Source organism: Phenylobacterium sp. 58.2.17, assembly GCF_026411515.1.
Lineage (GTDB): Bacteria > Pseudomonadota > Alphaproteobacteria > Caulobacterales > Caulobacteraceae > Phenylobacterium.
Map to the genome: position 1 here is coordinate 310,759 of NZ_JAPMTQ010000001.1, position 12,869 is coordinate 323,627.

The 12,869-nt window shown below is 70.1% G+C and carries 14 protein-coding genes; 8 read left to right on the forward strand and 6 right to left on the reverse strand.

Annotation, left to right across the window (positions count from 1 at the left end; all coding sequences use genetic code 11):
- Nucleotides 1-26 precede the first annotated feature (26 nt).
- Nucleotides 27-674 carry an arylesterase gene (locus OUA97_RS01665; protein ID WP_267230004.1) on the forward strand — a complete coding sequence of 216 codons (648 nt, stop codon included), beginning with the start codon at nt 27-29 and terminating at the stop codon, nt 672-674.
- Between the two features lie 72 nt (nt 675-746).
- Here the strand turns inward: OUA97_RS01665 and OUA97_RS01670 are convergent, their stop codons facing one another.
- From OUA97_RS01670 to OUA97_RS01680, 3 genes are read right to left on the reverse strand one after another with little or no spacing between them, the layout of a single operon-like run.
- A complete protein-coding gene (locus tag OUA97_RS01670; protein ID WP_267230005.1) occupies nt 747-1,568 on the reverse strand; it encodes a GIN domain-containing protein in 822 nt (273 codons plus the stop codon).
- 15 nt (nt 1,569-1,583) lie between these two features.
- On the reverse strand, nt 1,584-2,150 hold the full coding sequence (locus OUA97_RS01675) for a DUF1700 domain-containing protein (protein WP_267230006.1): 567 nt from the start codon (nt 2,148-2,150) through the stop codon (nt 1,584-1,586).
- The gene (locus OUA97_RS01680; RefSeq protein ID WP_267230007.1) at nt 2,147-2,473 is read right to left on the reverse strand and encodes a PadR family transcriptional regulator; all 327 of its coding nucleotides are present in this window, start codon (nt 2,471-2,473) and stop codon (nt 2,147-2,149) included. Before OUA97_RS01680 ends, OUA97_RS01675 begins: the two co-directional genes overlap by 4 nt.
- 120 nt (nt 2,474-2,593) lie before the next feature.
- On the opposite strand from OUA97_RS01680, the gene OUA97_RS01685 reads away from it, so the two are divergent.
- The 3 genes from OUA97_RS01685 to OUA97_RS01695 all read left to right on the forward strand — a co-directional run bounded on the left by OUA97_RS01685 (nt 2,594) and on the right by OUA97_RS01695 (nt 4,340).
- The gene (locus OUA97_RS01685) at nt 2,594-3,400 is read left to right on the forward strand and encodes a peptidylprolyl isomerase (protein ID WP_267230008.1); all 807 of its coding nucleotides are present in this window, start codon (nt 2,594-2,596) and stop codon (nt 3,398-3,400) included.
- 90 nt (nt 3,401-3,490) lie between these two features.
- The gene (locus OUA97_RS01690) at nt 3,491-3,934 is read left to right on the forward strand and encodes a cupin domain-containing protein (RefSeq protein WP_267230009.1); all 444 of its coding nucleotides are present in this window, start codon (nt 3,491-3,493) and stop codon (nt 3,932-3,934) included.
- 61 nt (nt 3,935-3,995) lie between these two features.
- On the forward strand, nt 3,996-4,340 hold the full coding sequence (locus tag OUA97_RS01695; RefSeq protein ID WP_267230010.1) for a PRC-barrel domain-containing protein: 345 nt from the start codon (nt 3,996-3,998) through the stop codon (nt 4,338-4,340).
- On the opposite strand, the gene OUA97_RS01700 is transcribed toward OUA97_RS01695, so the two are convergent.
- Complete coding sequence (locus OUA97_RS01700; protein WP_267230011.1) at nt 4,341-5,618, reverse strand: MFS transporter; 1,278 nt, start codon at nt 5,616-5,618, stop codon at nt 4,341-4,343.
- A gap of 68 nt (nt 5,619-5,686) precedes the next feature.
- Here OUA97_RS01700 and OUA97_RS01705 point away from each other — a divergent pair, with 68 nt between their 5' ends.
- Nucleotides 5,687-6,280, forward strand: coding sequence for a TetR/AcrR family transcriptional regulator (locus OUA97_RS01705; RefSeq protein WP_267230012.1), 594 nt, complete (start codon nt 5,687-5,689; stop codon nt 6,278-6,280).
- Here OUA97_RS01705 and OUA97_RS01710 read toward each other — a convergent pair.
- A complete protein-coding gene (locus tag OUA97_RS01710) occupies nt 6,277-7,920 on the reverse strand; it encodes an amidohydrolase (protein ID WP_267230013.1) in 1,644 nt (547 codons plus the stop codon). The genes OUA97_RS01705 and OUA97_RS01710 overlap by 4 nt on opposite strands.
- 141 nt (nt 7,921-8,061) lie before the next feature.
- On the opposite strand from OUA97_RS01710, the gene OUA97_RS01715 reads away from it, so the two are divergent.
- Genes OUA97_RS01715 through OUA97_RS01725 form a run of 3 tightly spaced genes read left to right on the forward strand, consistent with a single transcriptional unit; the run spans nt 8,062 to nt 11,498 of the window.
- The gene (locus tag OUA97_RS01715; RefSeq protein WP_267230014.1) at nt 8,062-9,774 is read left to right on the forward strand and encodes a hypothetical protein; all 1,713 of its coding nucleotides are present in this window, start codon (nt 8,062-8,064) and stop codon (nt 9,772-9,774) included.
- 57 nt (nt 9,775-9,831) lie between these two features.
- A complete protein-coding gene (locus tag OUA97_RS01720) occupies nt 9,832-10,476 on the forward strand; it encodes a DUF47 domain-containing protein (RefSeq protein WP_267230015.1) in 645 nt (214 codons plus the stop codon).
- 5 nt (nt 10,477-10,481) lie between these two features.
- Nucleotides 10,482-11,498, forward strand: a complete 1,017-nt coding sequence (locus OUA97_RS01725) for an inorganic phosphate transporter (RefSeq protein ID WP_267230016.1) — start codon at nt 10,482-10,484, stop codon at nt 11,496-11,498.
- Between the two features lies 1 nt (nt 11,499).
- Here OUA97_RS01725 and OUA97_RS01730 read toward each other — a convergent pair whose 3' ends face one another.
- Nucleotides 11,500-12,849, reverse strand: a complete 1,350-nt coding sequence (locus OUA97_RS01730) for an amidohydrolase family protein (RefSeq protein WP_267230017.1) — start codon at nt 12,847-12,849, stop codon at nt 11,500-11,502.
- Nucleotides 12,850-12,869: the final 20 nt, after the last annotated feature.

Here is a 12,869-nt window from a genome sequence, read left to right on the forward strand (position 1 = left end):
GGCTATCGCCTAGATAGGACAGCGACATGGACCCTACAGCCCCCCGATTTCCGAGCCGCCGGCTGCTGATCGCCGCCGCCCTCGCCGCCTGGCCGGCCCAGAGCCTAGCCCAGTCGCGCCGGGTGATCACCATACTGGGCGACTCGATCACCGCCGGCTACGGCCTGCCGGCCAGCGCCGCCCTGCCCGTGCAGTTGCAGGCGCAGTTGCGCAAGCTGGGTTCGAACGCCCTGGTGCGCGGGGCCGGCGTTTCCGGCGACACCACCGCGGGCGGCCTGGCGCGGGTGGACTTCAGCGTCCAGCGCGACACCGACGTCTGCCTGGTGGCGCTAGGCGGCAACGACCTCTTGCAGGGCATCGACCCCAAGCGCACCCAGGCTAATCTCGACAAGATCGTCGCCCGGCTGAAAGCGCGGAAGATCGGCGTGGTGTTGGCGGGACTCACGCCGCCGCCGGTGATCGGCCGCGCCTACGCCCGCGACTTCCAGGCTGTGTTCCCGACCGTGGCCAAGGCCCAGGGCGTGGCGCTGTACCCCAACCTGCTGGCCGGGGTAGCCCAGCAGCCGCGCCTCAACCAGCGCGATGGCTTCCATCCCAACGCCCAGGGCGTGGCGGTGATCGCCCAGGGCCTGGCGCCGGTTCTGGTCAAAGCCCTGAGCGGGCGGCGCGCCTAAATCCTGTCCCGGTTGGCTTGAATCAAGCAAACCGGGGATGAGCAGGGTCGATCGATCGTGAGCGGAAGGGCTCTAGGTCTCCTGCGGTCCCGCCGGCTTGGCGGGTTTGGCCGGAGCCCCGACGCCGCCCGACTTCCCGCCGTCCTCGAAGATCACCGATCCGGCGCCGGCGACGTCGGTCTCCAGACGCTTGGGCCGGGTCAGCAGGCGGGCGGTGGCCGAGCCGGAGACTTCCAGGTTGGCGGCTTCCCGTGGGGCCAGGGTGACTTCGGCGGAGCCGGAGATGTCGGCCTCGGCGTTATCGGTGACGAGGTCGGTCAGATCGGCCTCGCCGGAACCCGAGAGTTCGACGTCCACCTCGCGGGCCTGGCCGCTGGCGACCACCTCGGACGAGCCGCTGGCGATGATCTGAAGTTGGTCCTGCTTGTAGCCGCGGATATCGAGCCGGTCGTCGCCGCTGATCTGGAAGCGGGTGACGGCCGGGGCCGTCATCACCACCCGCAGGCGGGCGTAGTCGGCCAGCGGTTGGTCCAGGCTAAGACGGCCACCGTTCAGGCGGACGCGATCGACGATGTCCTTGGGACCATAGATCGTGACCTTGCCAGGGCCGGGAGCCTGGGTGAACTCGACGGCGGCCGGGATGTCGAACTCGGCCTGGGTCGAGCCGTCCCACGCCAGCTCGCGGGTCACCTCCCCGGCGTCCCGGTCGTGCGGCCGATCGTGGCGCAGGTCGCGGTCGCGCCACTCGCGGCGCTCGTGGCGGTCATCCCAGTCCACGTCCCAGTTCCAGTTGCGGGCGGCGAGGTCGGGGCCGCCCAGGGCGGCCGCGCCGGCCAGGGCCACGACCCCGGCCAGGAAGCCGGCCACGGCGATCATCACAAGCACACGGATCATGATTGGGCTCCCGGCTCAGGGTTGCGGTTCGATGGCCGGCTTGAGCAGCCGGAAGTGGAGACGCCCGTACCAGACCAGGGCGTTGACGAGGCCGATGACGACGATGGTCAGGATCGCGCCGGCCGAGGCGGCCAGGGCCATCAGCCCGATGCCGGCCAGCAGCGCTGCGACCGGGCCGCCGGGCGGGCCGAGGAACGGTCCGGCGGCGAACACCACGCCGCCGGCGACGAAGACCCCGATGGCCGCGACGATCAGGCCGAACAGCACCCCTCCGACGGTCATCAGGATCGGCAGCAGGATCAGGATGTCGATGGCGCCCAGGCCCAGCACGGCGAAGATCGCGCCGGCCGCGGAGGTGGGATTGCGCTGCTCCTCCCATTTCTTGAGACCGACCTCGGCGCGTAGTTCGCGGGCCAGCCGGGACGGATCGCCCAGCGCCTGGGCGACCTCTTCCTCAGTGCGGCCGGCGGCTACGCCCTCGGCGAAGTGGGTCTCGTAGTCGGCGACCGCGTCCTGGATGGCCGCGGGCGGCAGGCCCGAGAGCCCCAACCGCAGCCGGTCGATGAAGGCCTGACGGTTCATTGAACGTCTCCCAGAATACTGTCGACCGCGCGAGAAAACGCAGCCCATTCCGCCTTTTGCGCGATGAAGCTCGCCTTTCCGGCCTCGGTCAGCTTGTAGTATTTGCGCGGCGGCCCGGCCGGGCTCTCGACCAGATAGGTCTCGACCAGCCCGTCGCTCTGCATCCGCCGCATGAGCGGATAGATCGTTCCCTCACCCATATCGATCCCCTCGGCCAGGCGGCTCGCGATCTCGTAGGCGTAGCTGTCATGGGAAGAGAGCAAGGCGAGCACGCAGAGCTCGAGCACCCCCTTCTTCAATTGGACTTGCACGGTTTCCGGCACGGCGGACCTCCAGTTCGCCTATGGGGTATCGCATGGTAGTGATCACTGCAAGGTAGCTTGCATTACATCTTAGTAAGCTGAAGCGTGGCCTTGATCGGCAGGTTGCCCGATAGTCCCTCCATGATCCGCACCATAGCCGCCCTGGCGCTCAGCCTCGCCCTCCCCGCCCAGGCCGCCGACTGGCGGCGCCTCGATCCTGAGAACACGCTGGTGATCGAGACCAGCAAAGGCGTTGTCGTCGTCGAGATGCGGCCGGACTTCGCGCCCAAGGCGGTCGAACGGATCAAGCTTCTGGCCCGCGAGGGCGTCTATGACGGCCTGCAGTTCCATCGGGTGATCGAGAACTTCGTCGACCAGACCGGCAACCCGAACAACAAGGACGGCGGGGTCTCGCAGCATCCGGACCTGCCGCCGGAGTTCATGTTCCGCCTGAAGACCGACGCGCCGGCCAAGGTCGTCGTCAACGCTAGCGACAGCTTGGCAGGTTTCGTCGGCGCCGCGCCGTTCGAGGCCGCTTCGGACCTGGAGGCGCAGCGCGACGCCGCCCTCGGCCGCCGCGCCTGGGGCGCGTACTGCCCCGGCGTCGCCGGCATGGGCCGGCAGGCGGGCGAAGGAACTGCGAACTCCGAGATCTTCTTCATGCGCGCCGCCAGCCGAAGGCTCGACCGCAGCTATACGGTCTGGGGACGCGCGGTCGTCGGGCTCGACGTGATCGGCGCCATGGCCGTGGGCGAGCCGCCAGCCCAACCCGACGTGATGCGCAAGGTTCGCGTCGCCGCCGACCTGCCGCCGGCCGAGCGCCCGAAGGTCGAGGTGATGGACGAGCGCGGCGAGGCCTTCGCCGCCCTGGCCGACAAGGTCCGGCGCGACAAGGGCGCGGACTTCACGATCTGCGACATCGAGGTCCCGACCCGGCCCGTTCCGTAGACGATCGGCCTCGACGCCGGCCTCACGCCGCTAAGCACGCGCCGCTTCAGGAGTTCTGTGCTATCCTGTGGAAACCACAGGAGAAACGTCATGCTTAGGACCGTTGTTCTCGTCAGTGGCGTGCTGTGCCTCGGCTCGACCGCGACGGCGCAGGTCAATACCGGGGACCTGAAGTGGGGCCCCGCCCCCGCGGTGTTCCCCGCCGGCGCGCAAATGGCGGTGCTGTCGGGCGATCCGACCAAGGCCGGGGTGTTCGTGATCCGCATCAAAATGCCCGCCGGCTACAAGATCCCGGCCCACAACCACCCGACCGACGAATACGTGACCGTGGTGTCGGGCGATCTGTCGCTGGGCATGGGCGACAAGCTCGACCCGGCCAAGAGCGCCAAGCTCGCTCCCGGCGGATTCGCGGTCGCCGGCGCGAAGATGAGCCACTTCGCGTTCTCGCCCGGCGGCGCGGTGGTTCAGGTTTCGGCCGAGGGGCCGCTCGCGCTGACCTACGTCAATCCCGCCGACGACCCGACCAAACGCTAGATCGCAAGCGGAACCGCCGACTGCATGGGGCCGTTCGCATTGGAGCGTTCAGGAGCCCGCGATGAAACTTGCCGTGATGCTGACAGCCGCCCTGCTTGCCCCAGGCGCCTACGCGCAGACCGCACCGGGGCCGCTGGGGCTCACCGCCGAGCAACTCGACGACGCAGACCTGATCGATCCCCAGGGCCGCGAGATCGGCGAGGTCGAGAACCTCATGATCGGCCCCAAGGGCGACGTCGTCGGCCTGATCGTCGAGATCGACCAGCGCGCGCCCAATCCCGACCGCCGCGTGCAGATCGCCCTGTCGGACGCACGCGCCGTGCCCGACCCGACCGATCCCGGCGCGTTCAACGTCCAGACCCGGCAGACGCGCGAACAACTGCTGGCTCTGCCCGAAGCCCGCTGATCAGGCGGCAACAGGGACCAGCGCGGCCGTCTTGCGGCGGATCATCAACGAGGCGACGGCTGCAACCATCGCGGCGACGCCGGCCAGGACGAAGGCCTCGAGATAGCGGCCCTGGGCGGCGCGGATGACGCCGGCGGTGATCGCGGCCGTGGCGGCGCCGGCTTGGTGGCCCGCGGCGATCCAGCCGAAGACGATGGGGCCGTCGTGGTCGCCGAATGCTTCGGTCGCCAATCGCACGGTCGGCGGTACCGTGGCGATCCAGTCCAGGCCGTAGAACACTGCGAAGATTCCCAACGCGACGATCGAAAAATCGGTGAACGGCAGCACCATCAGCGAGAGCCCGCGCAGACCGTAGTAGACGAACAAGAGCTTGCGCGGGTCGTAGCGGTCGGTGAGCCAGCCCGACAGCGTGGTGCCGATCAGGTCGAAGATCCCCATCACCGCCAAGAGCGTCGCCGCCCGGGTCTCGGGCAGACCCTGGTCGGCGCACATGGCGATCATGTGCACGCCGATCAGGCCGTTGGTGGTCAGGCCGCAGACGAAGAACCCGCCGAACAGCAGCCAGAAGGTGCGCGTGCGCGCGGCCCGGAACAACGCCGCGAACGCCCCGCGCAGAGCGCCGCCGGCCGGCATGGGCTGAGGCGCCGCGTAGCTGTCGGTCGCGCCGTAGGGCTTCTGGCCGATCGAGGCAGGGGTCTCGGGCAGCAGGAACCAGACCACCGGGACCAGCACCGCCATCACGGCCGCGACCGCCAGCACCACCGGCCGCCAGCCGCCGGCCTCAGCCAGCGCCGCCATGCCCGGCAGGAAGATCAGCGAGCCGGTCGCCGCCGAGGCGCTAAGCAGGCCCATCATCAGGCCGCGCCGTTCGACGAACCAGCGGTTGACGACGGTGGCGCCCAGCACCATCGCCACTGCGCCCGAGCCGACGCCGGAGATCACGCCCCAGGTGGCGACATAGTGCCAGGGCTGGGTCATCAGCGACGAGGCCGCGGTCGAGAGCGCCATCACCGCCAGGGCCAGGGTCACCGTGCGGCGCACGCCGAACGACTGCATCAGCGCCGCGGCGAACGGGCCGGTCAGGCCATAAAGGAAGATGCCGACGGCCGCGGCCATCGAGATCACGCCGCGATCCCACTGGAAGGCGCGCTCCAGCGGCAGCATCAGCACGCCCGGCGCCGAGCGCAGACCGGCCGCCGCCATCAGGGCGATGAACACCGCCGCGACCGCGACAAATGCGTAGTTCTGGCCAAAGGGCCTGGGGCGCGCTATCGTCATGTTACTGACCTGTAAGTTTCACCGCCAATGAATACGTACCGGTCAGTTACATCGTCAAGCAGACTTTCATGATCGAGCCGAAGAAACCCGACACCGCCGCTCCCCTGCGCGCCGCCGACAAGATCCGCGAGACCGCCCGTGACCTGTTCTATCGTGAAGGCATCCGCGCGGTCGGGGTCGACGAGATCGTCGCCAAGGCCGGCGCGACCAAGCCCAGCCTCTACCGCACCTACAGGTCGAAGGACGAGCTGGCCGCCGCGGTGCTGCGCGAAGGCGCCGACGCCTTCTGGAGCCGGTTCGACGCCGCCGTGGCCGAGCATCCGGGCGATCCGCGCGCCCAGGTGCTCGCCTATCTGGAGGGCCTGGCGCAGCGGGCGGCGCAGGACGACTACCGCGGCTGCCCGCTCAGCAACGCGGCGGTGGAGTATCCTGAACACGGCCATCTGGCCCGCGTCACCGCCCAAGAGCACAAGGCCGACCTGCGCGAGCGGCTGCGCGGCATGGCGACGGAAATGGGCGCCGACGACGCCAACGGCCTAGCCGACGCGCTGCTGCTGCTGCTGGAGGGCGCCTTCCTCACCAGCCAACTGTTCGACGAAGACCGCCCCACCGCCGAGGTCGCCCGCGCCGCAGCCAAGCTGATCGACGCCTATCTCGCCTAAGGGGCCTCGTACACCACCTTGCCGCCGACGATGGTCATGACCGCGTGGGCCTTGGCGATGTCGGCGAAGGGGGCGGTCATCAGGTCGACCGAGAACACCGAGATGTCGGCGTCGCGGCCGACCGCGAGCCTGCCGAGGTCGTTTTCCCTAAAGACGGCGTAGGCCGAGCCGCGGGTCAGCATGGCGAGCGCCTGGGCGCGGGTCACCGCCTCCTCCAGGCGCCAGTCGGGACCGGCGAAGCCCTTGAGGTCGTGGCGATAGGCGGCGGCGTAGAACTCGACCAGCGGATCGCCCTTTTCGACCGGCGCATCAGAGCCGCCGGCGACGGCCGCGCCCGACTTCAGCAGACTTTCCCAGGCGTAGGCGCCCTTGAGCCGCTCCGGGCCCAGCCGCGCGGGGGCGAAATAGAGGTCGCCGATGGCGTGAGACGGCTGCATCGAGGCGACGACGCCCATGGCCGCGAAGCGCGGCAGGTCGTGGGGGGCCAGGACCTGGGCGTGCTCGACCCGCCAGCGGGCCGCCTTGAGCCCGGCCTGGTCGCCGGCGAAGGCCTGCTGATAGGCGTCGAGGATCACCCGATTGCCGCGGTCGCCGATGGCGTGGACGGCCATCTGGGCGCCGGACTTGCGCGCCTTGGCGAGGATGGCGTCGATGGTTTCGCGGGGGGTGACGATGAGTCCCGTTCCCTCGGCGTCGGCATAGGGCGCAAGCAGCGCCGCCCCGCGCGATCCGAGCGCGCCGTCCATGAACAGCTTCACGCCGCGCACGCGCACCAGGCCGGTCGGGTCCTGCGACGGGCCCTGGGCCAGGACCGGCCCCGAGTCGGCTTGCGACATGTAGTTGTCGATGCGGATCGGCAACTCGCCCTTGGCGGCGAGCGCCTGCTGGATGGCCACCTCCTGGGTCGAGACGCTCATGTCGTGCAGGCCCGTCCAGCCCCGCGAGGCGTAGAGCCGCGCGCCCCGGCGGACCGCCTCAGCCTGGGCCGCGGCGCTCGGGGGCGGGACCTTGGCGCGGACCAGGCCCATGGCGTTGTCGATCAGCATCCCGTCCGGCTCGCCCTTGGCGTCCTTAAGGATCTGGCCGCCGGCCGGCGCGGCGGTCTGAGCCGTGATCCCCGCCAACTTGAGCATCGCCGAATTGACGACCACCGCATGGCCGTCGGCGCGGCTGAGCACCACCGGCCGGTCGGGCGCAGCGCGATCAAGGTCGGCGCGGGTCGGGAAGCGTTTTTCCGGCCAATGGGTCTCGATCCATCCGGCGCCGGAAATCACCTCGCCGCCCGGATTGGCGGCCGCCCAGGCCTTCAGGCGCGCGACCAGGGCCTCGACCGAGGCGGTCCCCTCCAGGTTCAGGGTCATCTCCCGGAAGCCAATCCCGGCCAAATGGGCGTGGGAGTCGACGAAGCCTGGATAGGCGGCCGCTCCCTTCAGGTCGATATCGCGGGCGCCCGGCGCGGCCGCCCGCGCGCTGTCGAGCTGGCCGGCATAGGCGACCTTGCCGTCCTTGACGACCAGGGCCTGCACGACGGCGTCGCCGGTGTAGATCGGGCCGCCGTGAATCAAAAGGTCCTGCGCCGCAGCCGGCGCCGCCAGGGCGAGGCCCGCCGTCAGGACCAGAGTGTGCAGAACCGCGCGCATGCTTCCCCCGCCGTGAATCGCTGCGTCCATTGATCGACGTTCCACGGCCGCACGCAAACGCCTTCGCACGCTATGGCCACCTGCCGCGGATGCGGCCACAGTGAAGGCATGAATCGGGGGGATGCAGGTCAGCCGGCAAGGTTGCGCGCACGGGCGGCCTACGGCCTGTTGGCGGTGGCGGCGGCGGCGGCGGCGCTGATTTACGCCGACCGCGTCTTTCTGGACCTGCCCCTGTACGCCGGGGCCGAAAGCTCGCACCTGGTCTACGCGCTCTACGGCAAGACCTTGGCGGCGCGGCCCGACCTGCTGCCGCACGCCCAGCCGATGGGCGACGCCTTGTTCGGTCTGCTGATCCGGGCGCTGACCTATGTGACGCAGAACCTCGCGCCCTGGCTGAGGGTCCTGGGGGCCGCGGCCTATTTCGGCGGCCTGGCCCTGGCGCTGGCCAGCGTGCGCGTCAGCCTGGACCGGGAAACCTGGATCGGCGCGGCGCTGCTGGCCCTCGCCTATCCCTACTACCGCTTCGCCGCCGCGGCCCTGCCCGAGGGGTGGTATGTCCTGTTGCTCGGCGCGGCGGTGCTGGCCACCGCACGGCTCTATGGGCCGCGACCGATCGCCCATGCGGCCCTGGCGGGCGCCCTGGTCGGCGCGCTCACCATGCTGAAGCCGCAGGGCCCGGCGGTGGGCGTCGCGTTCCTGCTGCTGGCGGTGACGGACCTCCTGCTCGGCCGGCGCGACCTGCGCATCTTCTTCGGGCGCGTGGCGGTGCTGGCCGCCGCCTTCCTGGCCAGCGTCAACCTGCTGCAACTGGCGACCAACCAGGCCGCGAGCGCGCCGTTCAGCTTCTATCTGGAGCATCGCTACGACGCCCTGCTGACCGGCGCGGTGACGCCGCACGGCTGGGTCGCCGGCGCCCGCGGACTGGTGGCGATGGCCTCGGCCTGCGTGATGCTGGCGGCGATTCCGGCGCTGACCGGGCTGCTGCGGATCGAGATGCGCTGGCGCTGGCATCGCGGACGTGGGCGCTTCTTCCTCGCCCCGCACGAGACGACTTTCCTGCTGGTGCTGTTCAGCCTGGCGAGCACCCTGGCCGTGACGGCGGCGCTCTCCACGGGCGAGGCCGCCAATCCCAGCCGTATCTGGGGCCGGCAGTTCGAAGCGCTGATACCCCTGCTCTGGATCGCTGCGGCCCCGTTCATCGGCGAGTTCGACCGCGCCGGCGGACGCTGGTGGCGGATGGCGATGGGCCTGGCGGCGGTCGTCGGCCTGGCCGGGCTGGCCGCCTGCCTGCTCGGCGGGATCACCCCGCGCGCCTGGGACGCGGCGGCGCTCAGCGCCTTTTCGCTCGAACAGCCCTGGGCCGCGGGGCTGGCGGCGGCGATCATCGCCGCGGCCGGCGCGGCGACCGCCCTGCGCAGTTGGCCGGTGATGAACATCTGGCTGGCCGCCTTCGCGGCGCTGGCCGTGCTGTCCACCGTGCTCGACGTGCGATGGGAGCGGGCCAACGCCGCCGACCGCAACGCCCTTAGCCAGGACCTGACCACGGCCGCCGCGATCGTAGAACAGCGCCCCGGCGGGGTCGCGATCATCGTCGAGGACCCGATCCAGGCCCGCCTGGCCTATCTGCGCCTGCGGGCGCGGCCGATCACGATCCTGACCGCCCCAGAGCCCGCGCGGCTGGTCGAAATCGACACCGTCGTCGCCATCGGATCGCCGGCGCCCGGCGCCGACTGGCGGGTCGCGTTCGGCGGCCCCAAGCTGACTGTCTACACTCGTCAAACGGGGCTCTTGGCCTCACCGCGCGCATCGGTCGCGGGCGCTGGAGGTCTTCTGTCCGAGCCAGGAAGCGGCTAAGAGCGCGCAGAATCATCGCGCCGCCGCGGTCGCGACATGAAGGACACGGACGGAACGATGCTCACCTGGTTCCAGGCGCTGATGCCTAAGGAATTGAAATTCTTCGACCTCTTCAGCGCCCACGCCGAGAAGCTGGTGGAGGGCGCGACCGCACTGCGCGAGGTCCTGCAGGGCGGCGACGACGTCGCCGAGGCCTGCGCCCGCGTCGTGGCGCACGAGGATGCAGCCGACGCGATCACCCGCGAGGTGCTGCTGAACGTGCGCCGCTCGTTCATCACCCCGTTCGACCGCAGCGACATCCAGGACCTGATCACCTCGCTCGACGACGCCATCGACCAGATGCACAAGACGGTGAAGGTCGTCAGCCTGTTCGAACTACGCGAGTTCGAAGGCCCGATGCGGGAAATGGCCGACATCATCGTCGAGGCCGCGGTGCTGACCCGCGAGGCGGTCGGCCTGCTGAGCAACATGCGCCAGAACGTGACCCGGCTCAGCCAGCTGACCGAGCAGATCACCCATATCGAAGACCGCTCCGACGCCATCTACGACGCCGGCCGCAAGGCGCTGTTCCTGGCGCACCGGCATGACGACCCGATGGCGTTCGTCGTCGGCGTCGACGTCTACAGCCACCTGGAAAAGGTCATGGACCGGTTCGAGGACGTGGCGAACTGCATCAGCGGCATCGTGATCGAGCAGGTCTAGCCCACGTGGAACTCCTCGCCGGCTACGGCCCGCTGCTGATCTTCCTGATCTTCGTGGCGTTGGCCTTCGACTTCCTGAACGGGCTGCACGATGCGGCCAACTCGATCGCCACCATCGTGGCGACGCGGGTGCTGCCGCCCTTCATCGCCGTCGCCTGGGCGGCGTTCTTCAACTTCATCGCCTTCCTGTTCTTCGGCCTGCACGTGGCCAAGACGGTCGGCGCGGGCCTGGTCATGCCCGAGCTGATCAGCGACGGGCTGATCTTCTCGGCCCTGATCGGGGCGATCGGCTGGAACCTGCTGACCTGGTGGGCGGCGATCCCCTCCTCGTCTTCGCACGCGCTGATCGGCGGGCTGGTCGGCGCGGGCGTCGCCAAGGCCGGGATGGGCGCCGTCATGTGGGGCGGCCTCTCCAAGACCCTGTTCGCCATCGTGCTGTCGCCGGCGACGGGCTTCATCCTCGCGCTGTTCCTGGTGCTGATCGTCTCGTGGCTGTTCGTGCGGCTGACGCCGTTCGCGGTCGACGGGGTGTTCCGAAAACTGCAGTTCGTCTCGGCCTCGCTCTATTCGCTGGGCCACGGGGGCAACGACGCCCAGAAGACCATGGGCATCATCGCCGCCTTGCTGATCGCGCACGGCATGGGCCCGTCGAGCGGCGAGTTCCATGTGCCGCTGTGGGTGGTGCTGTCCTGCCAGGCGGCGATGGGCCTGGGCACGCTGTTTGGCGGCTGGCGGATCGTCCACACCATGGGCTCGCGGATCACCCGCCTGACCCCGATGCAGGGCTTCTGCGCCGAGACCGGCGGGGCGATCACCCTGTTCGCCGCCACCAGCCTGGGCGTGCCGGTCTCGACCACCCACACCATCACCGGCGCCATCGTCGGCGTCGGCGCGGCCAAGCGGGTCTCGGCCGTGCGCTGGGGCGTGGCCAAGGAGATCGTCACCGCCTGGGTCGTGACCCTGCCGGCCGCGGCGATCATCGGCGCCCTGACCTACTGGGCCGCCGGCCGGTTCATGGGCTGAGTCAGTCGTCGACCATGGCGCGGGCGGCGACGTCCGCGCCGGGATCGAAGTCGGCCCGGGGATAGTCCTTCCCGCGCTTGACCGTCAGGGTGATGGTCCGCAGGGCGCGGATGTCCTTGGACGGATCCTGGCCCGTAAAGACCAGGTTCGCCAGCTTTCCCGGCTCGATGGTTCCGAAGTCCGGCGTCTTGCTCACGGCGAGCGCGCCGTTCCGGGTCGCCGCCACGATCGCCTGCATGGGCGAGAAGCCCGACCGGTCGACCAGCAGCTCCAGTTCCTCGTAAAGCGCCGGATAGGCCCCGGCCGGGTTGGAGAACCCGTCGGTGCCGGCCGAGATCGTCACCCCGGCCTTCAGGGCCTGGGCGGTCAGCTGGGCGGCTAGCTCCGTCGAGCAGTAGGGCTTGCTCGGCCGGGCCTTCATCGCCTCGTAGATGCGGACCGTGGCGTCGAGGACGACGCCGTCCTGCTTCATCTGGACCAGCAGCGGAGCAATCTGCGGGTTCACCCCCTGGCCGAACTTCTCTTCCTGGACGGCGGCGCGGCGGTGGTAGCCGGTCGGGATCTGGTCGGACACCTGGTAGGCCAGCATGCAGACGTGGCTGACGGTGTCGGGCCGCGCGGCCAGCACCTGGGCGGGCGTCGCCGGGAAGACCGCCCCATGGGTCCAGACCTGCAGACCCTGTCGGTGTGCCTCGGTCGTGATCCGCGCCACCTCCTCGCCGGGCAAGTTCGCATAGATCTTGATCGCCGTGGCGCTGGTCCCCTTGGCCTCGGCCACCGCCTGGCGGAGATCGGTGTCGGGGGTGATCGCCCGCATCCAGGGGACCTGGCCGCCGACCGCGCCCAGCGAGGCGGCGCCGACGCGCGGGTCGTCGAAGAACGATGGGCCGGCCATCAGGGCGGCGTAGTGGATGTCGGGGCCGGGGATCTCGCCGATACGGGCAGCGCGGGCCAGGTCGGCGATGTTGCGCAGGTCGTCGGCCATGTCGCGGGTCGAGGTGATCCCGCTGTAGAGGTCGCGCTTGAGCTGGGCCTCGGCGAAGCGGCGGTTCGGGGGCGTGGCCAGGTGCTGGTGGCTGTCGGTGAGGCCCGGCAGCACGTACTTGCCGCTCATATCGACGACGCGGGTGGTCGGCGCCAGCTTGAAGGCGATCTCACCCTCTTTCCAGACCCGCTCGATCCGCTCCCCGCGGACGAGGATGTTCATGCCCGCGCGGGGCGGCGCACCGGTCCCGTCGATGAGCGTGACGTTGCGATAAACGGTCTGGGCCTCGGCCGCCGGCTCTTGGGCTGTAGCGGCGGGCGACAGGGCGAGGACGGCGGCCAGCGCGGTCAGGCAGGAACGGATCATGTCCCTGCCCTAGCCGCCTC